This window comes from Nocardia sp. 2TAF39 (assembly GCF_052114905.1).
GTDB lineage: Bacteria > Actinomycetota > Actinomycetes > Mycobacteriales > Mycobacteriaceae > Nocardia.
Map to the genome: position 1 here is coordinate 115,203 of NZ_JBFRFQ010000013.1, position 24,120 is coordinate 139,322.

22 protein-coding genes are annotated in these 24,120 nt (G+C 66.2%); all 22 read left to right on the plus strand.

The window, feature by feature from the left end; all coding sequences use genetic code 11:
- Window positions 1–114: 114 nt before the first annotated feature.
- The 22 genes from lysA to murA all read left to right on the plus strand — a co-directional run bounded on the left by lysA (window position 115) and on the right by murA (window position 23,572).
- Window positions 115–1,536, plus strand: coding sequence for a diaminopimelate decarboxylase (lysA, locus tag AB4Z47_RS10720; protein WP_441949941.1), 1,422 nt, complete (start codon window positions 115–117; stop codon window positions 1,534–1,536).
- Entirely contained in the window at window positions 1,533–2,888 is a 1,356-nt protein-coding gene (locus AB4Z47_RS10725; RefSeq protein WP_441949942.1) for a homoserine dehydrogenase, read from the plus strand. Before lysA ends, AB4Z47_RS10725 begins: the two co-directional genes overlap by 4 nt.
- Before the next feature lie 56 nt (window positions 2,889–2,944).
- Window positions 2,945–4,033, plus strand: a complete 1,089-nt coding sequence (gene thrC / locus AB4Z47_RS10730; protein ID WP_441949944.1) for a threonine synthase — start codon at window positions 2,945–2,947, stop codon at window positions 4,031–4,033.
- Window positions 4,034–4,058: 25 nt separating this feature from the next.
- On the plus strand, window positions 4,059–5,024 hold the full coding sequence (gene thrB / locus AB4Z47_RS10735; protein ID WP_441949946.1) for a homoserine kinase: 966 nt from the start codon (window positions 4,059–4,061) through the stop codon (window positions 5,022–5,024).
- A 328-nt stretch (window positions 5,025–5,352) separates the two neighbouring features.
- Window positions 5,353–7,356, plus strand: a complete 2,004-nt coding sequence (gene rho / locus AB4Z47_RS10740; protein ID WP_441949947.1) for a transcription termination factor Rho — start codon at window positions 5,353–5,355, stop codon at window positions 7,354–7,356.
- A gap of 758 nt (window positions 7,357–8,114) precedes the next feature.
- Window positions 8,115–8,345: a 50S ribosomal protein L31 gene (gene rpmE / locus AB4Z47_RS10745; RefSeq protein WP_062982643.1), complete on the plus strand. Its 231-nt coding sequence runs from the start codon at window positions 8,115–8,117 to the stop codon at window positions 8,343–8,345.
- An 81-nt stretch (window positions 8,346–8,426) separates the two neighbouring features.
- On the plus strand, window positions 8,427–9,497 hold the full coding sequence (gene prfA / locus AB4Z47_RS10750) for a peptide chain release factor 1 (protein ID WP_441949949.1): 1,071 nt from the start codon (window positions 8,427–8,429) through the stop codon (window positions 9,495–9,497).
- Window positions 9,498–9,522: 25 nt separating this feature from the next.
- Window positions 9,523–10,446 (plus strand): peptide chain release factor N(5)-glutamine methyltransferase, encoded by a 924-nt coding sequence (gene prmC / locus AB4Z47_RS10755; protein ID WP_441949950.1) that lies wholly within the window; start codon window positions 9,523–9,525, stop codon window positions 10,444–10,446.
- A 146-nt stretch (window positions 10,447–10,592) separates the two neighbouring features.
- A complete protein-coding gene (locus AB4Z47_RS10760) occupies window positions 10,593–11,270 on the plus strand; it encodes an L-threonylcarbamoyladenylate synthase (RefSeq protein WP_441949982.1) in 678 nt (225 codons plus the stop codon).
- Between the two features lie 16 nt (window positions 11,271–11,286).
- A complete protein-coding gene (locus AB4Z47_RS10765) occupies window positions 11,287–12,444 on the plus strand; it encodes a glycosyltransferase family 4 protein (protein ID WP_441949952.1) in 1,158 nt (385 codons plus the stop codon).
- 88 nt (window positions 12,445–12,532) lie between these two features.
- Window positions 12,533–12,988 (plus strand): hypothetical protein, encoded by a 456-nt coding sequence (locus tag AB4Z47_RS10770; protein ID WP_441949953.1) that lies wholly within the window; start codon window positions 12,533–12,535, stop codon window positions 12,986–12,988.
- Window positions 12,989–13,239: 251 nt separating this feature from the next.
- A complete protein-coding gene (gene atpB, locus AB4Z47_RS10775; RefSeq protein ID WP_441949955.1) occupies window positions 13,240–14,088 on the plus strand; it encodes a F0F1 ATP synthase subunit A in 849 nt (282 codons plus the stop codon).
- A gap of 78 nt (window positions 14,089–14,166) precedes the next feature.
- Window positions 14,167–14,415 carry an ATP synthase F0 subunit C gene (locus AB4Z47_RS10780; protein ID WP_327113151.1) on the plus strand — a complete coding sequence of 83 codons (249 nt, stop codon included), beginning with the start codon at window positions 14,167–14,169 and terminating at the stop codon, window positions 14,413–14,415.
- A 5-nt stretch (window positions 14,416–14,420) separates the two neighbouring features.
- Window positions 14,421–14,981, plus strand: a complete 561-nt coding sequence (locus AB4Z47_RS10785) for a F0F1 ATP synthase subunit B (protein WP_441949958.1) — start codon at window positions 14,421–14,423, stop codon at window positions 14,979–14,981.
- 19 nt (window positions 14,982–15,000) lie between these two features.
- A complete protein-coding gene (locus AB4Z47_RS10790) occupies window positions 15,001–15,810 on the plus strand; it encodes a F0F1 ATP synthase subunit delta (protein ID WP_441949960.1) in 810 nt (269 codons plus the stop codon).
- 55 nt (window positions 15,811–15,865) lie between these two features.
- Entirely contained in the window at window positions 15,866–17,500 is a 1,635-nt protein-coding gene (gene atpA, locus AB4Z47_RS10795; RefSeq protein WP_441949961.1) for a F0F1 ATP synthase subunit alpha, read from the plus strand.
- A 131-nt stretch (window positions 17,501–17,631) separates the two neighbouring features.
- Window positions 17,632–18,603 carry a F0F1 ATP synthase subunit gamma gene (locus AB4Z47_RS10800; protein WP_441949963.1) on the plus strand — a complete coding sequence of 324 codons (972 nt, stop codon included), beginning with the start codon at window positions 17,632–17,634 and terminating at the stop codon, window positions 18,601–18,603.
- Window positions 18,604–18,770: 167 nt separating this feature from the next.
- Entirely contained in the window at window positions 18,771–20,219 is a 1,449-nt protein-coding gene (atpD, locus tag AB4Z47_RS10805; protein ID WP_327113161.1) for a F0F1 ATP synthase subunit beta, read from the plus strand.
- Window positions 20,220–20,225: 6 nt separating this feature from the next.
- The gene (locus AB4Z47_RS10810; RefSeq protein WP_441949965.1) at window positions 20,226–20,603 is read left to right on the plus strand and encodes a F0F1 ATP synthase subunit epsilon; all 378 of its coding nucleotides are present in this window, start codon (window positions 20,226–20,228) and stop codon (window positions 20,601–20,603) included.
- A 228-nt stretch (window positions 20,604–20,831) separates the two neighbouring features.
- Window positions 20,832–21,254 carry a DUF2550 domain-containing protein gene (locus AB4Z47_RS10815; protein ID WP_441949966.1) on the plus strand — a complete coding sequence of 141 codons (423 nt, stop codon included), beginning with the start codon at window positions 20,832–20,834 and terminating at the stop codon, window positions 21,252–21,254.
- A 260-nt stretch (window positions 21,255–21,514) separates the two neighbouring features.
- The gene (locus AB4Z47_RS10820; protein ID WP_441949967.1) at window positions 21,515–22,096 is read left to right on the plus strand and encodes a cob(I)yrinic acid a,c-diamide adenosyltransferase; all 582 of its coding nucleotides are present in this window, start codon (window positions 21,515–21,517) and stop codon (window positions 22,094–22,096) included.
- 216 nt (window positions 22,097–22,312) lie between these two features.
- Window positions 22,313–23,572: a UDP-N-acetylglucosamine 1-carboxyvinyltransferase gene (murA, locus tag AB4Z47_RS10825; RefSeq protein WP_441949969.1), complete on the plus strand. Its 1,260-nt coding sequence runs from the start codon at window positions 22,313–22,315 to the stop codon at window positions 23,570–23,572.
- Window positions 23,573–24,120: the final 548 nt, after the last annotated feature.

Sequence of the window (24,120 nt, forward strand, 5' to 3'; positions counted from 1 at the left end):
GCCGAAGGTGTCCCAGTCGAGCAGCGTGCGGAAGGAAACACCAGTGAGCGAGCGAATTGTGGGCGCAGCCGCGTTGGCGGTCGTGCCGGAGTCGAGCGTCAGCGAGGCGAAGGTATGACCGCGCATCCCGCTGGTCCCCGGCACGCCGAGATCCCACATGCCCCGAATCTGCCGGAGCGTCCAAGCGATCCGAAGCAGATGATCGACCTGCCCGCGAACGTGTGGCCGCGCAACGCCGCGCGCGACGACGACGGTGTGGTCCGGCTGGCCGGCGTGCCGGTGCACGATCTGGCGGCTCGGTTCGGCACGCCGCTGTTCGTGGTCGACGAGGACGACTTCCGTTCCCGCTGCCGCGACATGGTCCGCGCCTTCGGTCCGAACGCGCGAGTCCACTACGCGTCCAAAGCGTTCCTGTGCGGTGAGATCGCCCGCTGGATCCGCGACGAGGGTCTGTCGCTGGACGTGTGCTCCGGCGGCGAACTCGCCGTGGCGCTGCACGCGGGTTTTCCCGCCGAGCGAATCGCGTTGCATGGCAACAACAAATCCGTGGCTGAGCTGGATGCCGCGGTATCCGCCGGTGTCGGCCATGTCGTGGTCGACTCGCTGATCGAGATCGAGCGCCTGGAAGCCATCGCGGGTCGTGCCGGGGTGGTGCAGGACGTGCTGGTCCGGGTCACGGTCGGCGTGGAAGCGCATACCCACGAATACATTTCGACCGCGCACGAGGACCAGAAGTTCGGTTTCTCGATCGCGGGCGGTGACGCGATGGAAGCGCTCGCGCGTGTCTTCGACGCCGACAACCTGCGTCTGGTGGGCCTGCACAGCCATATCGGCTCGCAGATCTTCGAGATCGACGGCTTCGAGATTGCCGCGCGTCGCATGCTCGGCCTGCTGCGGGAGGCCATCGACAAGTTCGGCGTCGAACGCACCGCACAGATCGCCACGCTGGATCTCGGTGGCGGACTTGGCATTTCGTATCTGCCGTCGGACGATCCGCCGCCGTTGGACGAGTTCGCCGCGAACCTGCGCAAGCTGGTCGCGGCGGAGGCGGCCCGCGCAGGTCTGCCCGAGCCGACCATCGCCGTGGAGCCCGGCCGCGCCATAGCGGGCCCGGGAACGGTCACGCTGTACGAGGTGGGCACCACCAAGGACGTCTCACTGGACGGAGGTCTGCGCAGGCGCTACGTGAGCGTCGACGGTGGCATGAGCGACAACATCCGCCCCGCGCTGTACCAGGCCGACTACGACTGTCGTCTGGTCTCGCGGTCTTCGGAGGCCGGGCCGGTGGTCGCGCGTGTCGTCGGAAAGCACTGCGAGAGCGGCGATATTGTCATCCGCGACACTTGGTTGCCCGCCGACGTCGGCCCTGGCGACCTGGTGGCCGTTGCCGCGACCGGCGCCTACTGCTATTCGATGTCCAGCCGGTACAACCAGCTGACCCGCCCTGCGGTGGTCGCGGTGCGTGACGGACAGCCACGACTCATTCTGCGCCGGGAGACGGTGGCGGACCTGCTGAGCTTGGAGGTGGAATCGTGACGGAGAACGCGAAGAACGGTGTCTGGGGGATCGATCGTCCGATCGGCGTCGCGGTGCTCGGCATGGGCAACGTCGGCACCGAGGTCGTGCGCATCCTGCGCGACCACGCCGAGGACCTGCGTTCCCGGGTCGGCGTCCCGGTGGTGCTGCGCGGCGTCGCCGTACGCAACCTCGACACCGACCGCGGCATCCCCGCGGAGCTGCTGACCACCGACGCCGACGCTCTCGTCGCCCGCGACGACATAGACCTGGTCGTCGAGGTGATCGGTGGCATCGATCCGCCGCGCAGGCTGATCCTGGCCGCGTTGAACGCGGGCAAATCCGTGGTGACCGCCAATAAGGCGTTGCTGGCCGACTACACCGGCGAACTCGCCGCGGCCGCCGAGCGCAGCCGAGCCGACCTGTATTTCGAGGCCGCCGTCGCCGGTGCCATCCCGGTGGTGCGTCCGCTGATCCAGTCTTTGGCAGGTGACCGGGTGAACCGGGTCGTCGGCATAGTCAACGGCACCACCAACTTCATCCTCTCCGCGATGGACGAGACCGGCGCCGACTACTCAGCCACGCTGGCCGAGGCCACCCGGCTCGGTTACGCGGAGGCCGACCCGACCGCCGACGTGGAGGGCTACGACGCCGCGGCCAAGGCCGCGATCCTCGCGTCGCTGGCCTTCCACACCCGGGTTACCGCCGCAGACGTGTACCGCGAAGGCATCTCGCGGATCTCCGCGGAGGATCTGGAGACCGCATCCGCGCTGGACTGCACCGTGAAGCTGCTGGCCATCTGCGAACGCGTCGACGCGGGCCCTGGCGAGCCGAGTCCCGACGAGGGGGGCAAGGAACGCGTCTCGGTGCGGGTCTACCCAGCCCTCATCCCGCGCAAGCATCCGCTCGCCGCGGTGACCGGCGCCTTCAACGCGGTCGTCGTCGAGGCGGAGAACGCCGGACGGCTGATGTTCTATGGCCAGGGAGCAGGTGGCGCGCCGACCGCCTCCGCGGTGCTGGGCGATCTGGTGATGGCGGCGCGCAACAAGTTCTACGGCGGTCGCGCACCGGGCGAATCGGTTTATGCTGAGCTACCGATCGCGCCGATCGGTGATACGCCCACCCGCTACCACGTGAACCTGCAGGTCGAGGACCGTCCTGGAGTTCTGGCCAAGGTGGCCGGCGAATTCGCCAACCACGGGGTGAGCATCTCGACCGTCCGTCAACAAGGGCACGGCTCGGGAGCACGCCTGGTCGTGGTAACGCACCACGCGGTGGAATCGGCGCTCGCGGACACCGTGGCCGCCTTGGCGAAAATGGCATCCGTCACATCCGTGACCAGCGTTCTGAGATTGGAAGGCACCGAAGAATGAGTATTGTGTCGCGCAGCGACGCCATGAGGGGCGGTGGCCGGGAGACGGGCGGACCTATGACTGGCGTCGCGCCGCAGAACGGAGTGCACTCCCGCTGGCCGGGCCTGATCGCGGCCTACCGCGACCGGCTCGCGGGCGCAGCCGACTGGGAGCCGGTCACCCTGTACGAGGGTGGTACGCCGCTGGTGCCCGCGCCGCACCTGTCCGAGCTGACCGGGTGCGAGGTCTACTTGAAGGTCGAGGGCCTGAACCCGACCGGTTCGTTCAAGGACCGCGGCATGACCATGGCGATGACCGATGCCAAGTACCGCGGCCAGCAGGCGGTGCTGTGCGCGTCCACCGGCAACACCTCGGCATCCGCCGCGGCGTACGCCACGCGTGCGGGCATGAGCTGTGCGGTGCTGATCCCGCAGGGAAAGATCGCGATGGGCAAGCTGGCCCAGGCCGTCATGCTCGGCGCGAAGATCATCCAGGTGCAGGGCAACTTCGACGACTGCCTCGAGCTCGCCCGCAAGGTCACCGCGGACTTCCCCAGCATCGGCCTGGTGAACTCGGTGAATCCGGCACGTATCGAGGGCCAGAAGACCGCGTCCTTCGAGATCTGCGACGTGCTCGGTAAGGCGCCCGACGTGCACGCGCTCCCGGTCGGAAACGCGGGCAACATCACCGCGTACTGGCGCGGCTACCGCGAGTACTACGCCGACGGTGTCACCACCCAGCTGCCTCGCATGCTCGGTGTACAGGCCGCCGGCGCCGCGCCGCTGGTCAACGGTGCCCCGGTGAAGGACCCGGAGACCATCGCGACCGCCATCCGGATCGGCGCGCCCGCGTCCTGGAACGGCGCGGTGGCGGCCAAGGAGCAGTCCGGCGGCGCATTCCGTGCCGCCACCGACGAGGCGATCCTGGAGGCGTACCGCCTGGTCGCGGCCACCGAGGGCGTGTTCGTCGAGCCCGCGTCGGCCGCCAGCGTGGCCGGCGTGCTCGCCGCGCGTAAGGAGGGCTGGCTGGATTCCGGTCTCACCGTGGTCTGTACTGTGACCGGCAACGGCCTCAAGGATCCCGACACCGCGCTGTCGGGAATGCCGCAGGTGCAGGCGATTCCGGTCGACCCGGTCGCGGTCGCCGCCGAACTCGAGCTGGCCTGAGTTGAATTCGCGCGACAGTCAGCTGATGAGCACTACGCTGCCCGTCGGACTCACGGTGACCGCACGGGTACCCGCGTCCACCGCGAATCTCGGTCCCGGGTTCGATTCGCTCGGTATGGCATTGGGGATCTACGACGAGATCGAGGTGCACACCACCGATTCCGGGCTCACTATCCGGGTCGAAGGTGAGGGCGCCGACGACGTGCCATGGGGCCCTTCGCATCTCGTGGTCCGCGCGATCGAGCGCGGACTGGAAGCGGCGGGTGTGTGGGCTGATGGCCTCGATGTGGTGTGCCGCAACGTGATTCCACATTCGCGTGGTCTCGGTTCGTCGGCGTCCGCCGTGGTCGGCGGCTTGGCCGCCGGGTGCGCCCTCGCGGCGAAACTGGACCCGGAGTCGGCCACCTCGGCCGATCAATTGGTGCAGCTCGCCTCGGAATTCGAGGGCCACCCGGACAACGCGGCGGCCAGCGTGCTCGGTGGGATCGTCGTGTCATGGACCGAGACCGATCGCGTCGCGGACCTGGGACGCGACAGCGCTGCAATGGCCGAGTTCCACGGCCGGGTCTACCGCGCCGTGCGTCTCGAACCGCATCCCGCGCTGCATCCGGTCGTCCTGATCCCCGAGGAGCGCTCGTCCACCGCGCACACCCGCGGCCTGCTGCCCGAAGTCGTGCCGCACGGCGACGCCGCGTTCAACGTCAGCCGGGCCGCGCTCGCGGTGGTGGCGCTGACCCAGCGGCCCGACCTGTTGATGCCCGCTACCGCGGACCGCCTGCACCAGACCCAGCGTGCCCCCGCGCTACCGCTGACCACCACCTGGATCGCCCGCCTGCGCGCTGCGGGGATCGCAGCCACCGTTTCCGGCGCGGGACCGACTGTCCTGGCCCTGGGGACCAGCGAATTCCCGGCGGAGCTCCGTGAACTCGCGGCCGCGGACGGCCTGCGCGTGGTGGAGCCGGGACTTGCCGAGGGCGTCCTGGTCGACTGATGGCGCGTCCGCCTTGCCGAGATTCACAATAGGCAGCTATCCTGAGCGAGTCCGTACATCGTGCGCATCAGACGCCGGTGCTTCATCAGGGCAATCGCTCCAGCAGGCTCCAGGCTCGAGCCTCCAGGCCATGGGGGTGCTGCGTAGCTGCGCAACTGGAATGATCTCTCCCCACCTTTCACCATCGGTGGAGAAGCCGCCGGTCCGGCGGGGCAGGTGATACGGCACATAGCGCCCGGACGGACGCATCCGAGTCCGGCAGAATGCCCGGGCTGCGGGACGAACCCTCGAAACAGCACACGGCAATCGAGGGAAGGAAAGGATTTCCGTGACAGATACGGACCTGCTCGCGACACCCGGGGTGGATTCCAACCCGATGGGCGACCGCGAAAGTGAATCCGGACAGATTTCGAAGATGAGCGAAAAAACCGACGTCGCACGATCGGGGCTGACTGGAATGTTGTTGCCGCAGTTGCGCGCGCTCGCGGGGGAGCTCGGTATCCGAGGCACCTCCGGAATGCGCAAGGGCGATTTGATCGCCGCCATCAAGGAAAATCAGGCCGGAAAACCGGCGAAGGTGGAAAAGCCCGCCAAGGGCGAGGCCAAGTCCGCGGTTGCCACCGAGGCCGATGCCCCCGCCGCGTCGGCGGCTACCAAGTCGGCGCCGGCCAAGGCCGTGCAGGCGACCCTCGAGGTGACGCCCGCGGCTTCGGCCACGGATACCGAGGCTCCCGCCCCGGCGAAGGCGGCCCCCGCCGAGTCCGCGCCCGCTTCCACGAACGCGGCCGATCAGGCGTCATCGACCGCCACCGAGCCCACCGAGGATTCTGGTCGCGAGGGCGGCCAGCGTGGTCGCGGTCGGCAGCGGCGCGGCCGTGACCAGGCGCGATCCGGCGGCGAGACCACGAACGCCGAGACGCGTGGTGACGAGCCGAAACAGGAGGCCGAACAGGGCGGCGAGCGTCGTCGGGAGCGTAGCCAGGGCGAGCGCGGCCAGGGCGAGCGCGGCCAGAATCAGAACGGTAGCCGCGGGGACGGTAGCCGTGGCGGAGACAGCCGTGGCGGCGACGAGGAGGAAGGCGGTCGTGGTCGGCGCGGGCGCCGCTTCCGTGAACGTCGTCGGGGACGTGATCGTGATGGCGGTGGCGGTGGCGGCGAGGCCCGCGAGCTGGAGATCCGTGAAGACGACGTGCTGCAGCCGGTCGCAGGCATCCTCGATGTGCTGGACAATTACGCCTTCGTCCGCACCTCGGGTTACCTGGCCGGGCCGAACGACGTCTACGTGTCGATGAACCTGGTCCGCAAGAACGGCCTGCGCCGTGGTGACGCGATCACCGGCGCGGTGCGGGCCCCGCGCGACGGCGAGCAGAGCAATCAGCGGCAGAAGTTCGATCCGCTGGTGCGGCTGGACACGGTCAACGGCGGCGACGTCGAGGCGGCCAGGCGTCGTCCCGACTTCAGCAAGCTGACCCCGCTGTACCCCAATGAGCGGCTGCGCTTGGAGACCCAGCAGAACAAGCTGACCACCCGGGTGATCGACCTGATCATGCCGATCGGCAAGGGCCAGCGCGCGCTGATCGTCTCGCCACCGAAGGCGGGTAAGACGACGATCATGCAGGACATCGCGAACGCGATCGCGACGAACAATCCCGAGTGCTACCTGATGGTCGTGCTGGTCGACGAGCGTCCGGAAGAGGTCACCGACATGCAGCGTTCGGTGAAGGGCGAGGTCATCGCCTCGACCTTCGACCGCCCGCCGTCGGACCACACCTCGGTTGCCGAGCTCGCCATCGAGCGCGCCAAGCGCCTGGTGGAGATGGGCAGGGACGTCGTAGTGCTGCTCGACTCGATCACCCGACTGGGTCGCGCATACAACAACTCCTCGCCCGCGTCGGGTCGAATCCTTTCCGGTGGTGTCGATTCCACCGCGCTGTACCCGCCCAAGCGGTTCCTCGGCGCGGCGCGCAACATCGAGAACGGCGGCTCGCTGACGATCATGGCCACCGCAATGGTGGAGACCGGTTCGACCGGTGACACCGTGATCTTCGAGGAGTTCAAGGGCACCGGCAACGCCGAGCTCAAGCTGGACCGCAAGATCGCGGAGCGACGGGTGTTCCCCGCGGTGGACGTCAACCCGTCCGGTACCCGCAAGGACGAGCTACTGCTCAGCCCCGACGAGGCGGCTGTGCTGCACAAGCTGCGTCGCGTACTGTCCGGCCTCGACTCGCATCAGGCGATCGATCTGCTGATCGACCGTCTGAAGAAGTCCAAGAACAACCTCGAGTTCCTGATGTCGGTCAGCAAGACCGCGCCGGGCGCGCTCGACGAATAGGCTGAGCCGCCTTTCCGGGTATTCAGGCCGTACAGGTTCGGTGCGGCGGAGGTCGCGCACAGGGCCTGCGGTGTGTGGCCGGTTCCGCTCTGGGCGTGCCCGACGAGTTACCCATGTGCTCGTGAAATCAGTTGTCGCTGTGGCAATGGCCGAAAGGGTCCCGCTTGTGCGGGACCCTTTCGGCATGCATGGGCCGAAGAACATGATTCCGATCGCAGCCGCGCCGCTGATCAGGAAGCCGAAAATAACCGCGCAGGCAGCGATCGAGGAGTCCGCCGTGGTGGTGTCGGACGTTTCGGTATGCACAGCGTTCGCAAGTGTCGCGGAGTCTGAGGGCGCCGGGAGTGCGTACCAGCCCACCGCGACAGCGAGAATCAGCAGAGCGAAAATCGTGGACGCGATTCGGATGTTCACAGGGTCTCCGTCCTGTCACGGCACGCCGATGTGCATCAGGTATGCAAACCCTATGAACGGAGCTGTTCGCATTCGCGAGTAGCGAACTACCCGACTTCAGGGGTTCCTGACACGGCACGCGATTCGCGTGCCCGAGCTTTCAGGACGACGACGATGGGGGAGTTACCTTGGGACGGGAACAAACCACGTGCCCGGGGCGTTTTGGGAGCGTAACGGCGGTTCTGGCATACTGAACGGTCGTTGCGTCTGCTCAGTTGAGCAGACCTCCCGCCTAGTCGGTTCCGGTTCACGTTCTGGCGAATCCGCGCTCGAGCGACCCGGCGACCAAACCCGAGAGGACATCCATGAAGGCAGGAATTCACCCGGCGTATGTCGAGACCACGGTCGTCTGTGGTTGCGGCAACACCTTCCAGACTCGCAGCACCAAGGAGTCGGGGCACATCACCGTCGAGGTCTGCTCGCAGTGCCACCCGTTCTACACCGGCAAACAGAAGATCCTCGATACCGGTGGGCGCGTGGCTCGCTTCGAAGCGCGCTACGGCAAGCGTGCCGGCAAGAAAGCCGACGCCAAGTAGCTTCCTCGCCGACGCCCGGTCCTGCTGTGCAGGCCGGGCGTCGGTGTTTTGTATGGACAGGTATCAGGAGAAGGAAGCACCGTGACGCAACCGTCCGCCATCGACGACATTCTGGCCGAGTATGCGGGCTTGGAGACGCAGCTGGCCGATCCGTCGCTGCACAACGATGCGGGCGCCGCGCGTCGGGTCGGCAAGCGGTTCGCCGAGTTGGCCCCGATCATGGCCACCTATAACAAGCTGGCGGCGGCACGTGACGATCTGTCCGCCGCGCGCGAGCTCGCCGCAGACGATACGGCCTTCGCCGCCGAGGTTCCCGATTTGGCGCGAGAGGTCCAGGAGTTGGAGCTGACGCTCGCCGACCTGCTCGCCCCGCGCGACCCGCACGACGGGGACGATGTCGTGCTGGAGGTGAAGTCCGGTGAGGGCGGCGAGGAGTCCGCGCTGTTCGCCTCCGATCTGGCGCGTATGTACGTGCGCTATGCCGAACGGCACGGCTGGAAGGTCGAGATTCTCGACGTCACCCTGTCCGATCTGGGCGGGTACAAAGAGGCGACGCTGTCGATCAAGAGTCGTGATGCCGCGCGCGACGGCGTGTGGTCGCGATTCAAGTTCGAGGGCGGCGTGCACCGTGTGCAGCGCGTCCCGGTGACCGAGTCGCAGGGGCGCATCCACACGTCGGCGGCGGGTGTGCTGATCTACCCGGAGCCCGACGAGGTCGAGGCGGTGCAGATCGACGAGTCCGATCTGCGCATCGATGTCTACCGCTCCTCCGGCAAGGGTGGTCAAGGCGTCAACACCACCGACTCCGCGGTGCGCATCACCCATCTGCCCTCGGGCATCGTGGTGACCTGCCAGAACGAGCGCTCGCAGCTGCAGAACAAGGCCCGCGCCATGCAGGTGCTCGCGGCCAGACTGCAAGCGCTGGCCGAAGAGCAGGCCGACCAGGAGGCGGCCGCGGGCCGGGCCAGCCAAATCCGCACCGTGGACCGCTCCGAGCGGATTCGCACCTACAACTTCCCGGAGAACCGGATCACCGATCATCGGATCGGTTTCAAGGCGCACAACCTGGACTCCGTGCTCGATGGTGACATGGACGCGCTATTGGATGCTTTGGGGAAAGCGGATCGCGAAGCGCGTATGGCCGCGGAGTAAACCCGTTTCGGGCAGAGTCGGTGCCATGTCTACGACTCGAGTCGCGCTGCGCCCCGCCATCAACGACGCCGTCGAGACGTTGCGGACGGCGGGTGTGCACAGCCCGCAGGCCGACGCCGAGCAACTGGCGGCGCACGTTCTCGGCGTCGCGCGCACCAGGCTGGCGCTGACTCCGCTCGTGTCGCCGGACAAGTTGGCCGAGTACCGTGAGCTGGTCGCCCGCCGCGCGCAGCGTATTCCGTTGCAGCACTTGACCGGGACGGCCGCGATGGGCGCGATCGATCTCGCGGTCGGGCCTGGCGTCTTCGTGCCCCGCCCCGAGACGGAGCTGCTGTTCGCATGGGCGCTGGCCCAGCTGGAGGCGCTGCCGCACGACCACACCCCGATCGTCGTCGACCTGTGCGCCGGGTCCGGAGCGCTTGCGCTGGCTATCGCGCACGCGCGTCCTGACGCCGATGTGCACGCGATCGAGCTCGATCCCGCCGCGCTGCTGTGGGCGCGGCGCAACGCCGACGACCGCATCGCGGCCGGCGACACCCCGATCACCCTCTACGCCGACGACGTCACCGATCCCGCGCTGCTCGCCGATTTCGACGGCCGGGTGGACGTCGTGGTGTCCAACCCGCCCTACATACCCGAGGGTGCCCGCCTCGATCCAGAGGTGGCCGAGCACGACCCGCACATCGCCCTGTTCGGCGGTCCGGACGGGTTGGACATCATCCGCGCGATGCTCCCGAACATCACCCGGGTCCTTCGCCCGGGCGGCACCACCGCCATCGAACACGACGACACCAACGGCTCCGGGGTAGCAGCCCTCCTCACCGCCACCGGCGCATTCACCGATGTCATCGAACACCCGGACCTGGCAGGCAGACCCCGCTTCGTAGCCGCCACCCGCACTGTGCCGCCTCTCCGAGAATTCAGGCCGTACCAGTCGGGTGACGCGTGATTCGCGTTCAGGTCCTGCGTTTGGTGCCGTCTCACGCCCAAAACCTTGCTCAGCACTCGACGCAGGACCTGAACGCAAATCCTGCGCTACCCGACTGGTACGGCCTGAATTCTCGGAGAGGCGGCACAGGTGCCAGGATGGGTGCTGTGAGTACCGTCTACGACTGCGCGGATCCCGACTCGCGTGCCGCCGGACTATCCGCAGCCACCAGCGCCCTGAAGTCCGGGCGATTAGTGGTGCTGCCCACCGACACCCTGTATGGCCTGGCCGCCGATGCGTTCGATTCCACCGCGGTGAGCTCGCTGCTCGCGGCCAAGCGCCGCGGCAGGGACATGCCGGTACCGGTTCTGGTCGGTTCCTGGCACACTATCGACGGCCTGGTGTTCTCGGTGCGCCCGCAGGCGCGTGAGTTGATCCGGGCGTTCTGGCCCGGCGGTCTGAGTCTCGTTGTGCAGCAAGCTCCTTCGCTGGCCTGGGATCTCGGCGACACGCGGGGGACAGTGATGTTGCGGATGCCGCTGCACCCGGTTGCGCTGGAGCTGCTGCGCGAGGTCGGCCCGCTCGCGGTGTCCAGCGCCAATGTGTCCGGACAGGCACCGGCGCGCACCGCGGCGGAAGCCCGCGACCAGCTCGGCGAGCTGGTCGGCGTCTACCTCGACGGCGGCCCCGCCGCGCACGCCGTCGCGTCCACCATCGTCGATCTGACCGCCGACCAGCCGCGGATCCTGCGCGAGGGTGCGGTCCCTATCGCCGAGATCGCCGAGGTGCTCGGGATGCCGCCGGAGGCACTGACCGGCGCCGCGGCCCAGCAGCGGCTCGGATGATCGGGCCGAATCTCGGATGATCGGTTCGAGCGCTGTCGTTCCGCTTCGTGAGCTGCTGGTCGTTCTTCTCATCTCCTCGGTCGTGACGTTCCTGGCCACCGGCGGAGTTCGGGTACTTGCGATCGGGTTCGGCGCGGTCGCCGTGCCGCGCGATCGGGACGTGCATGTCAAACCGATTCCTCGCATGGGCGGCGTCGGGATGTACATCGGGGTCGTCGCGGCCGTACTGTTCGCACACCAGCTACCCGCGCTGCGGAGCGGTTTCGATTACAAGCCGAACATCCCGGTCGCGGTGCTCGTGGCGAGCACGCTGATCGTGCTGGTCGGGATCGTCGACGATCGCTGGGGACTTGATGCGCTCACCAAGTTCGCCGGGCAGGTGACGGCGGCAGGCGTGATGGCCGTGATGGGCCTGGGCTGGTACGTCATCTACAACCCGTTCAGCAACACCACGGTGGTCTTGGATGGGTTGCAAGGTGGTCTGGTCACGGTTGCGGTGACCGTCACCCTGATCAACGCCATGAACTTCGTCGACGGGCTCGACGGGCTCGCCGCGGGCCTCGGCCTGATCGCGGCGCTCGCCGTTTTCGTGTTCTGTCTGGGATTGATGAACGAACAGGGCGGATCGGTCGACACTTATCCGCCCTCGCTGCTCGCCGCCGCGCTCGCGGGCGCCTGCCTCGGATTTCTGCCCCACAATTTTCAACCCGCGCGAATATTCATGGGAGACTCCGGCTCGATGCTGATCGGCCTGATGCTTGCCGCGGTATCGACCGGCGCATCCGGTCGAATCCCGTTGCAGGGATACGGGCCGCGCGACATCGTGGGTCTGCTCTCGCCGCTGTTGCTGGTGGGTGCGGTGATGTTCATTCCGGTGCTCGACATGCTGCTGGCCATCGTGCGGCGGGTGCGCGCCGGCGTAAGTTTCTCGACCCCGGACAAAATGCACTTGCATCATCGTTTGTTGCAGATCGGACATTCGCACCGTCGCGTCGTGCTGGTGATCTATTTGTGGGTCGGGGTGCTCGCGTTCGGCGCCGTCGGTACCTCGCTGATGGACCGCAGGCTGGTTGTTCTGCTGATGGCAGGTGGGCTCGTTTTCGCCTTGGTCATCACCGCGATTCCGGGGCTGCGACGTGGGGATCCCGCGGGCGACCGCACGCCGTCCGGGTAAAGTCGACGACTGTGAGCGAGCTTGCGAGCGAACCATCAACACAGTGCGCCAAGCGCACGGCGGCGCCGAGCGCCGGCGAGGTGACGTCGTGAGCTTCACTCCCACCCCGATACCAGGTCCTGATGCGCCGCTGCGGGCAGCGCTGCGCTACGGCCTGATCGGGCTCGGTGTGCTGGTGGTCCTGGCCGTCGCGCTCGGCTCCGCCGTCGCGGGGATGTCCGGAGTGTGGGGTGCGCTGCTCGGCGCCGCGATCGGCGGCGGCTTCATCCTGACCACCGCGGCCGTGGTGCTGTTCGGCGCGAAGCTGCCGCCGAGCACTGCGGGGCTGGTCATGCTGGCCAGTTGGGTCGGCAAAGTGCTGGTGGCCTTGGTGGTTATCGCGATCCTGAACCGGTTCGAGTTCTACGACCGGGTCGTCCTGTTCCTCACGGTGGTCGGAGCCCTGGTCATCGTGCTGGGAGCGGAGACATATGGCGTTCTGCGCCAGAAGGTTCCGTACGTGACGACTACCGACACGGAAGATGCGCCGGGTACCGGCGAGTAACAAACCCCACCCACCTACACGCTGTCGTAGATAGCTTGGTAAAGTGTTGGTAAGCAAGCAGCCAAGCGAGGGGGGATCGCCCAGATCCCTGCGAGTGCCGCTATGCTTACTGCCGTGCCGGGCTCCGAGGGTCCCGGTTCTGCATGTCGACGATGTCGCCGACACACGTACAGACGCCGGGTGGAGTCCAAACCGCCGCACAGCTGCTGACGAACTTCGAGCCGACCTGAGTCGACCCAATTTGATCGTCAATGTCCGATCGAACCGCGGGAATGACCGTACCCGCGGCCCGAACACGGGAGAGAACGCTGAGCGTCACCACTCTGGCGGCCGAGTTCCACGCGCCGTCGATTACCGACTTCTTCCCTCCAGCCGTGCTGTTCGAGGGGACGCCGTTCGAACTCGATCGATTGATGCTGATTCGCATCCTGATGACGGGTGCCCTGGTCCTGGTCATGGCGCTGGCATTCCGCTCGCCCAGGATCGTTCCGCGCGGTCTGCAGAATGTCGCGGAAATCGGCCTGGTCTTCGTCAAGGAGCAGATCTGCGACGAGGTATTGGGTAAGGAATCGGGTCGCAAATTCTTCCCACTGATCGCGACGATCTTCTTCACGGTCCTCTTTCTGAACTTCTCCGGCGTCATTCCTGGATTGAACATCTCGTCGAACGCCCGAGTCGGCATGCCGCTGGTGCTGGCCGTTGTCGCATACCTGACGTTCAACTACGTCGGTATCCGGAAGTACGGATTCCTCACCTACATGCGCAGCAGCATCGTGGTTCCGAATGTCCCCCTCGCGTTGCACGGCTTGCTGATTCCGATCGAGTTCGTCTCGACCTTCATCCTGCGCCCGTTCACGCTGACCGTCCGACTCCTGGCCAATATGTTGGCCGGCCACATCATGCTGGTGCTGTTCTTCAGCGCGACCTGGTTCTTCCTGTTCGACGCTGCGGCGTGGATGAAGGTGTTCTCACCGTTCTCGCTGCTCGCCGGGCTCGGATTCACGCTGTTCGAGCTGTTGGTCATCTTCCTGCAGGCTTACGTGTTTGCGTTGCTGACCGCCGTCTACATCGGGCTCGCGCAGCACGCCGACGATCACTGACCTGACCGACACAACTACCGGAAACCTGCTACACCACGCCGACCGGCGGGTGAGCAACAGAAAGGGAATGGAAGACTCATGAGCCTCGCTTACCTGGCCCAGGAAGCCGCGACGACCCCCGACAAGTTCAAGGGTTTCGGTGCCATCGGGTACGGTCTCGCCGCGATCGGCCCCGGCATCGGCGTCGGTATCGTCGTCGGCAAGGCGATCGAGGGTATTGCTCGCCAGCCTGAGCTGCAGGGCACCATCCGGACCAACATGTTCCTCGGTATCGCGTTCACCGAGGCGCTGGCCCTGATCGGCCTCGTCGCCGGCTTCATTTTCTGATTCCGATGTACGAGTCAGCTTTGCTCGCGGCGGTGGAGGGAGAGGAAGTGAATCCTCTCATCCCCGAAACGTATGACATCGTCTGGTCGGTCGTCTGCGTCGTCATCATCGGGATCCTGTTCTACAAGTACGTGATCCCGCGCCTGATGAAGACGCTCGATGAGCGCTCCGACAAGATCGAGGGCGGCATCGCTCGTGCCGAGGCCGCGCAGGAAGAAGCTCAGCTCACCCTGCAGCAGTACCAGCAGCAGCTGGCCGAGGCCCGGCTAGAGGCCGCGCGCATCCGTGAGGACGCGCGCACCCAAGGCCAGCAGATCCTCGCGCAGATGCGCGCCGAGGCCCAGGCCGAAAGCGACCGCATCGTCGCGGCGGGCCACACCCAGCTGGAAGCCCAGCGCCAGCAGATCCTGACCGAGCTGCGCTCCGAGGTCGGCCGCACGGCCGTCGATCTGGCCGAAAAGATTATCGGGCAGTCGGTTTCGGACGAAGCCAAGCAGGCGGCATCGATCGAGCGGTTCCTCGACGAACTCGACGAGTCGGATGCAGGCATCGGGGTCGGAAGGTAACGACGCGAAAGTGAGAAGCATGTACGCAGCGAGCCGCGAGGCCAGCTCCCGGTCCCGGGAGGCGCTTCGGGCCGCTCTGACCGGAAGCGACAGTGTTGCGGCCACGACGGGGTCGGAACTGTTCGCCGTTGTCGCCGTGCTGGACGACCAGCGTTCGCTGCGTGTGGCGCTCGCGGACGTGTCGGTGCCGGGGTCCGTGCGCGCGGAGCTGTGCGAGCGGGTCTTCGGCGGCAAGGTCAGCGCTGCCACGCTGGCGGTGCTGACCACTGCGGTGGCCCAGAACTGGTCGCGCACCTCGGACTTGGTCGACACCTTGGTGCTGCTCGGTCAGGAGGCATTGCTGGAGTCGGCGGCCGACAGCGGTCGGCTCGACGCGGTCGAGGACGAGCTGTTCCGGCTCGGCCGGATCATCAGCGACAACCCCGATTTGGAGCAGGCACTGTCGGATCGGGCGAAGTCGGCCTCGGCCAAGCGCGATCTGGTCGCCCGTCTGCTGACGGGCAAGACGGAGCCCATCACCCTCACCCTGGCGGAGCAGGTGGTGACCAGGCAGCGGTCGAGCATCGGCGCCGCCTTCGACGAGCTGTCCGACCTGGCAGCGGGTCGTCGCGAGCAGATCGTCGCGCATGTCCGCGCCACGATCGCGCTTACCCAGCGGCAGCGCGAGCGGCTGGCTGCGTCGCTGCGGCGCATCTACAACAAGGCGATCACGGTGCACGTTCAGGTCGACCCGAGTTTGCTGAGCGGACTCGTCGTGCACATCGGCGACGATGTGATCGACGGAAGCGCCATCGGCCGACTGGAAAAGCTGCGCAGGGCCCTGACCTAGCGCGCTACCACCACCCACCGACATTCCAGACCCAGACAGCGAGAGCAGGAAGAACATGGCGGAGCTGACGATCTCCTCCGACGAGATCCGTAGCGCGATCGAGAGCTACACCCAGAGCTACACCCCCGAGACCTCCATCGAAGAAGTCGGTGTGGTCACCGATACCAGCGACGGCATCGCGCATGTCAGCGGCCTGCCCTCGGCGATGGCCAACGAGCTGCTCGAATTCCCGGGCGGTGTGCTCGGCGTCGCGCTGAACCTCGAGGACCGTGCGATCGGTGCGGTCATCCTCGGCGAGTTCGCCGAGATCGAGGAGGGCCAGGAGGTTCGCCGGACCGGTGACGTGCTCTCGGTTCCGGTCGGCGACAAGTTCCTCGGCCGCGTCGTGAACCCGCTCGGCCAGCCGATCGACGGTCTCGGCGAGATCGAGGCCGAAGAGCAGCGCGTGCTCGAGCTGCAGGCCGCGACCGTACTGGAGCGCCAGCCGGTCGAGGAGCCGCTGGCCACCGGCATCACCGCCATCGACGCCCTGACCGCGATCGGTCGCGGCCAGCGTCAGCTGATCATCGGCGACCGCAAGACCGGCAAGACCGCGGTCTGCATCGACGCCATCCTGGCGCAGAAGGCGAACTGGGAGACGGGCGACTCGAATAAGCAGGTGCGCTGCATCTACGTCGCGATCGGCCAGAAGGGTTCTACCATCGCGGGCGTCAAGACCGCGCTGGAGCAGCACGGCGCGATGGAGTACACCACCATCGTCGCGGCCCCCGCGTCGGACTCCGCCGGCTTCAAGTGGCTGGCTCCGTACACCGGTTCGGCCATCGGCCAGCACTGGATGTATCAGGGCAAGCACGTCCTGATCGTGTTCGACGACCTGACCAAGCAGGCCGAGGCCTACCGCGCCATCTCGCTGCTGCTGCGTCGCCCGCCAGGCCGCGAGGCATACCCGGGTGACGTCTTCTACCTGCACTCGCGTCTGCTGGAGCGTTGCGCGAAGCTGTCCGACGAGATGGGCGCGGGCTCGATGACCGGTCTGCCGATCATCGAGACCAAAGCCAACGACATCTCGGCGTTCATTCCGACCAACGTCATCTCCATTACCGACGGCCAGGTCTTCCTGGAGTCCGACCTGTTCAACAAGGGCGTCCGCCCGGCGATCAACGTCGGTACCTCGGTCTCCCGCGTCGGTGGCGCCGCTCAGACCAAGGGCATGAAGAAGGTCGCCGGTTCGCTGCGTCTGGAGATGGCCCAGTACCGCGAGCTGGAGGCGTTCTCCGCCTTCGCCTCCGACCTCGACGCCGCGTCGCTGGCGCAGCTCGAGCGCGGTGCCCGCTGGGTGGAGCTGCTCAAGCAGGACCAGTACTCGCCGGTCGCGGTCGAGGACCAGATCGTCTCGATCTACCTGGTCGACGGCGGCTACTACGACTCGGTTCCGGTCGCCGACATCCGCCGGTTCAACACCGAGCTGCTGGAGGACCTGCACCGCACCGCGGCCGACGCGTTCAAGGCCATCGCGGGCGGCAAGGTGCTCGCCGGTGACGCGGCCGACGCGATCAAGGCGGCGACCGACAAGTTCAAGCAGGGCTTCCTCGCCTCCGACGGTAGTCGCGTGGTTGAGGAGGATGGTGGTGAGCTCGACCACGAAGAGGTCGAGTCGCTGTCGGTAACCCGCAAGCACATCGAGAAGTAACGCGGGCCTGCAATGTGCTATTCGATCCGCGGCAGGAGCGACGGGCACGGAGGCGGAAGCGTCCGTCACCACGAAGTGCCCCGTGAATGCTGCCAATCTGCTGCCGCGAAGGAAGGGAGTGTGAACCGCTGATGGCAAGCTTGCGTGAATTGCGCTCCCGCATTCGTGGTGTGAATTCGATCAAGAAGATCACCAAGGCCCAAGAGCTGATCGCGACCTCGCGAATCTCCAAGGCCCAGGCCAGGGTTGCCGCTGCGAAGCCGTACGCGGAGGAGATCACCAAGGTTCTCAGCGAGCTGGCTGGTGCGTCGAAGAACCTCGCGCACCCGCTGCTGACCGAGCGGCCCAACGCCCGTCGTGCCGCGGTGCTGGTGATCACCAGCGACAGCGGCATGTGCGGTGGCTACAACTCGAACGTGCTCAAGCGCGCCGAAGAGCTGATGACCACCTTGCGGGACGAGGGCAAGGAGCCGGTGCTCTACGTCATGGGCAACAAAGGCCTGACGTACTACACCTTCCGCAATCGCCCGTTCGTGTCGGCCTGGACCGGGTTCTCGCAGCAGCCGAAGTACACCGATGCTTCGGCCGCCTGCCACCACCTGGTGGACGCCTTCATGGCCGGTGCGGACGGCGAGGTCCCCGCACCGAACGGGACAGGCACTATCGCAGGTGTCGACGAACTGCACATCGTGTACACCCGTTTCGTGTCGATGCTGACCCAGAACCCGGAGGTGCGCCGTCTTGCGCCGATCCAGGTGAGCTTCGTCGACGAGAACTTCGACTTGGGCGAGGACAGCCTCTCGGATTCCGCGACCGCGGACGTCCACGCGCAGTATGAATTCGAGCCCGACGCCGATGTACTGCTGGCGGCGCTGCTGCCGAAGTACGTCAATACGCGTATCTACGCGTCGTTGCTCGAGGCAGCGGCATCCGAGTCTGCGGCTCGGCGCACCGCAATGAAGGCCGCCACCGACAACGCCAACGAACTGGCCAGTGTGCTCACACGCCAGGCCAACTCGGTGCGTCAGGCCCAGATCACGCAGGAAATCAGCGAAATCGTCGGCGGCGTGAACGCGCTGGCGTCGAACTCGGACCGCGACTAAGCGCCGCGGCATGAGACGGGTACGGAGGCGGAAGCGTGCGTAACCACGAAGAGCCCCGCGAATGCCGCCAATCGACACGGCATGAGAGACGGGCACGGAGGCGGAAGCATGCGTAACCACGAAGAGCCCCGCGAATGCCGCCAATCGACACGGAAGAGAACCAACCAATGACCGCAGCTGTTACTCGAGACAACACGAGCCGGACGGGCGCCGCCGCAGGCCGCGTCGTCCGGGTCATCGGCCCCGTCGTGGACGTCGAGTTCCCGCGGGGAGCCATCCCCGAGCTGTTCAACGCTCTGCACGCCGAGATCACGCTGACCTCGGTGGCCAAGACCCTGACCCTTGAGGTCGCCCAGCACCTCGGCGACAACATCGTGCGCACCATCTCGATGCAGCCGACCGACGGCCTGGTCCGTGGCGCCACTGTCACCGACACCGGCAAGCCGATCTCGGTGCCGGTCGGTGACGTCGTCAAGGGACACGTCTTCAACGCCCTCGGCGACTGCCTGGACACTCCCGGCCTCGGACGCGAGGGCGAGCAGTGGGGCATCCACCGCAAGCCGCCGTCGTTCGACCAGCTCGAGGGCAAGACCGAGATCCTGGAGACGGGCATCAAGGTCATCGACCTGCTCACCCCGTACGTGAAGGGCGGCAAGATCGGTCTGTTCGGTGGCGCCGGTGTCGGCAAGACCGTTCTGATCCAGGAGATGATCACCCGTATCGCGCGGGAGTTCTCCGGCACCTCCGTGTTCGCCGGCGTCGGCGAGCGCACCCGTGAGGGCACCGACCTCCGGCTGGAGATGGAAGAGATGGGCGTCCTCCCGGACACCGCCCTCGTCTTCGGCCAGATGGACGAGCCGCCGGGCACCCGTATGCGCGTCGCTCTCTCGGCCTTGACCATGGCCGAGTACTTCCGCGACGTGCAGCACCAGGACGTGCTGCTGTTCATCGACAACATCTTCCGGTTCACCCAGGCCGGTTCCGAGGTGTCGACCCTGCTCGGCCGCATGCCCTCGGCCGTCGGTTACCAGCCGACGCTGGCCGACGAGATGGGTGAGCTGCAGGAGCGCATCACCTCGACCCGTGGTCGGTCCATCACCTCGCTGCAGGCCATCTACGTGCCCGCCGACGACTACACCGACCCGGCGCCGGCGACCACCTTCGCCCACTTGGACGCGACGACGGAGCTCTCCCGCCCGATCTCGCAGAAGGGCATCTACCCGGCCGTCGACCCGCTGACCTCGACCTCCCGCATCCTGGAGGCTTCGATCGTCGGCGATCGGCACTTCGCGGTGGCCAACGAGGTGAAGCGGATCCTGCAGAAGTACAAGGAGTTGCAGGACATCATCGCAATCCTCGGTATGGACGAACTCTCCGAGGAGGACAAGGTTCTCGTGGGCCGCGCCCGTCGACTGGAGAAGTTTCTCGGCCAGAACTTCATCGTGGCCGAAAAGTTCACCGGGCAGGTGGGCTCGGTCGTGCCGCTGGAGCAGACCATCGATGACTTCGACCGTGTCTGCAAGGGTGAGTTCGACCACTTCCCGGAGCAGGCGTTCAACAGCTGCGGTGGTCTCGACGATGTCGAGGCGGCCGCGAAGAAGATCGCCGGAAAGTAGTCGTCGATGGCGGAAATGTCAGTTGATCTCGTCGCCGTCGAGCGACTGCTCTGGTCCGGCCAGGCGTCGTTCGTCAGCGCGCAGACCACCGAGGGCCAGATCGGCATCATGCCGGGGCACGAGCCGCTGCTCGGCCAGCTGGTCGAGGGCGGCACCGTCGCCATCGTGGACACCGACGGTGAGCGGATCGTCGCCGCGGTGCACGGTGGCTTCTTCTCGGTGACCGCGAGCTCGGTCCGGGTTCTGGCCGAGTCCGCGGAGTTCGCCGACGAGGTGGATGTGGAGGCGGCTCGCCGGGTGCTGGCCGACTCGGAGGCCAGCCAAGAGCAGCAGAAGGCTGCTCAGGCCCGGGTGCGCGCGGTCGAGCAGAACGCGAACGCGTAAGCAACAATCTGTCATTGAGCACGACGGCTGTCGGCGGTGGAGACTTCTTCACCGCCGACAGCGTCTTTGTAGACGCACGGTGATCGCACTTGTCGAGGTACTGCCGGATCGCGCCGCAGCGGTCGGACACGGCCGGGCCATTTGTAAACTCGGGGCCGTGGTTGAATGACCGCGAGGTGTCGACGACACAGCGGCGGAGCGAAGGGACGAACTGCATTGCAGACCGGGATGGTTCTCCTGATCATTCTGGTGCTGACGCTCGTTTTCCTCGCGCTTGCCTCGACCTATCGCCTGATCATGTTGCGCCGCGGCGGAACTGCCGCGATTCTGCGGGTGCTGCCCGCTCGCGGTGGTCAGGGTTGGCGGCACGGGTTGATCCGTTATGACGAGGACCGGCTCGTCTTCTTCAAGCTCACCAGCCTAAAACTCGGTCCCGATTCCACGATTCGGCGCCAGGGCATCGAAATCGGTGATCGCCGCAGTCCACGCGGCGACGAGTACGACATCATGACCGACGCCATCGCGGTGATCGGGGTGTCGGATCGAACCGGTGGCTTCGAGTTGGCCCTCGACCGCGACTCCTTGACCGCTTTTCTTTCCTGGGTGGAATCCCGCCCCTCCGATCGCACCCGCCGGATGCCTGGTCTCTGAACGCATAAGGTTGTCCTGTGAGCGAGCGGAGCGAGCAAATCATGGGCACAGCCGAGTATCGCTCGGGCATGACGGAGCCGAGCGTCAGTGAGGTGCAGTCGTGAGGGAGCGTCAGCGAGTGAACCGGAAACACAGCGCGCACCCGCGCACGACGGAGCCGAGTGTCAGTGAGGTGCAGTCGTGAGGGAGCGTCAGCGAGTGAACCGGAAACACAGCGCGCACCCGCGCACGACGGAGCCGAGTGTCAGCGAGGTGCAGTCGTGAGCGTGCATTTGACGCGGATCTATACGCGGACCGGCGATGACGGAACCACGGGGTTGAGCGACTTCTCCAGGGTCGCCAAGACCGACGCGCGCTTGGTCGCCTACGCGGACTGCGACGAGACCAACGCCGCCATCGGTGTGGCGATCGCACTCGGGCAGCCGGAGAAGGCGATGCTCGCGGTGCTGCTGCAGATACAGAACGATCTGTTCGACGCGGGCGCGGACCTCTCCACACCTGTGGTGTCGGAGCCGAAATACCCACCGCTGCGCGTCACCCAGCCGTACGTCGATCGTCTCGAAGCTTGGTGTGACGAGTTCAATGCCGGACTGCCGACGCTGAATTCGTTCATTCTGCCCGGCGGGACGCCCCTTGCGGCACTGCTGCACACGGCGCGCACCGTTGCCCGCCGCGCGGAACGTTCCGCATGGGCCGCGATCGAAGCGCACCGGGAGGACACCAGCGTTCTGCCGGCCAAGTACCTCAATCGCCTTTCCGACCTGCTGTTCATCCTGAGCCGAGCGGCCAATCCCGGCGGCGATATCCTGTGGAAGCCCGGCGGAGACCGGACGGGCACCTGATCGTGCAGTGAAGACACGCGAGTACACGAACAACCCACCGGGTATGCCGGAAATGTGACGGGATCGAACCGTCGCCCACAAAGATGCCCACCTCGCGGCACCTGTCGCTCGGCAAATAATGCGGAGAGGCGAGAGGAGTCGCGAGGAGGCGGCACCATAGCGGGCCGCCGCAACTATCCTTGCACCAACAGTGCGCCGAATACGCGGAGAGGCGGCATGGAACGGTTTTTGATTACTGGCGGGAATCGACTCGTCGGTGAGGTCACGGTGGGGGGCGCCAAGAACAGCGTCCTCAAGCTGATGGCCGCTGCGTTGCTGGCCGAGGGCACCACCACGATCACGAACTGTCCGGACATCCTCGATGTGCCGCTGATGGGCGATGTGTTGCGCGGTCTCGGCTGTGACGTCGGGATCGACGGCGGGGTGGTCACCATCACCACTCCCGCCGAGCCGAAGTACCATGCGGATTTCCCCGCGGTCACCCAGTTCCGCGCGTCGGTGTGCGTGCTCGGTCCGCTGATGGCGCGGTGTAAGCGCGCCGTCGTCGCACTCCCCGGCGGTGACGCGATCGGTTCGCGCCCGCTCGACATGCATCAGGCAGGCCTGCGGTTGCTCGGCGCGACCAGCGAGATCGAGCACGGTTGCGTGGTCGCGCGCGCCGACGAACTGCAGGGTGCCAAAATCCGGCTGGACTTCCCCTCCGTCGGCGCGACCGAGAACATCCTCATGGCGGCGGTGCTCGCCGAGGGCGAGACGGTGATCGACAACGCCGCGCGCGAACCCGACATCGTCGACCTGTGCCACATGCTCGTTCAGATGGGCGCGCGGATCAGCGGCGCGGGCACCTCGGTGCTCACCATCCAGGGCGTCAAGCGGCTCTCGCCGACGACCCACCGCGTAATCGGTGACCGCATCGTGGCCGCGACCTGGGGCATCGCCGCGGCGATGACGATGGGTGACGTACGCGTGACCGGAGTGAATCCCAAGCATCTTTCGCTGGTGCTGGACAAGTTGCGTTCCGCGGGTGCGCGGATCTCGTTCGAACAGGACGGATTCCGTGTGATCCAGGCCGAGCGCCCACGCGCGGTGAACTTCTCGACGCTGCCGTTCCCGGGTTTTCCGACCGACCTCCAGCCGATGGCGATCGGCTTGGCGGCCATCGCCGACGGCACCTCGATGATCACCGAGAACATCTTCGAGGCGCGTTTCCGGTTCGTGGAGGAGATGATCCGGCTCGGTGCCGACGCACGGACCGATGGGCACCACGCGGTGGTGCGCGGTATTCCTCGGTTGTCGAGCGCGCCGGTGTGGTCGTCCGATATCCGGGCCGGCGCCGGTCTGGTCCTTGCGGGTCTGGTCGCCGACGGAACTACGGAAGTGCACGACGTCTTCCATATCGACCGCGGATACCCGAATTTCGTCGAGCAGTTGCAGTCCTTGGGCGGTCAGGTGGAGCGTGTCGGCGCGGCGGATTGATCTCGAGTGCGTGCCGCTTTCCGAAAGCATTCCCGAAAATGCTTTCTGACCAGGCGATTTGACATCGTTCACACAGACACGTAACTTTATCCAGGTCAGAGCGACACGGACACCGACCCGGGGCCGAGGAGCTGAGCGGAAACGCTGAGCGAGAGGCTAGGGAAACGAGGTAGGACGAGGAGCGCCTGACGCTCACACTGGTTCGATCGAGTCCCGATTTTGATCGGGTGAACGGTTGAGCTAAGCTTGATARGTTGCCTTACGGAAAGTCCGAATTGTTTCGGTCTGGATGTGTGTGCGTGTGTTCTTTGAGAACTCAATAGTGTGTCGATGAATGTCAGTGCCAAATTTATTTTGGTTCCGGCCTTTCTTTCCCCCCGGTTGGAAGGTCGGACATTKTAGTCAACATGTTTTGTGTTGGCGTTTTGTTTTGCTGGGTTTTCGGACTCTGGTTCAAATACTTTTGATTGCACCCTTTCGGGGGTGTGGTTGTGAGTCTTCAACGGAGAGTTTGATCCTGGCTCAGGACGAACGCTGGCGGCGTGCTT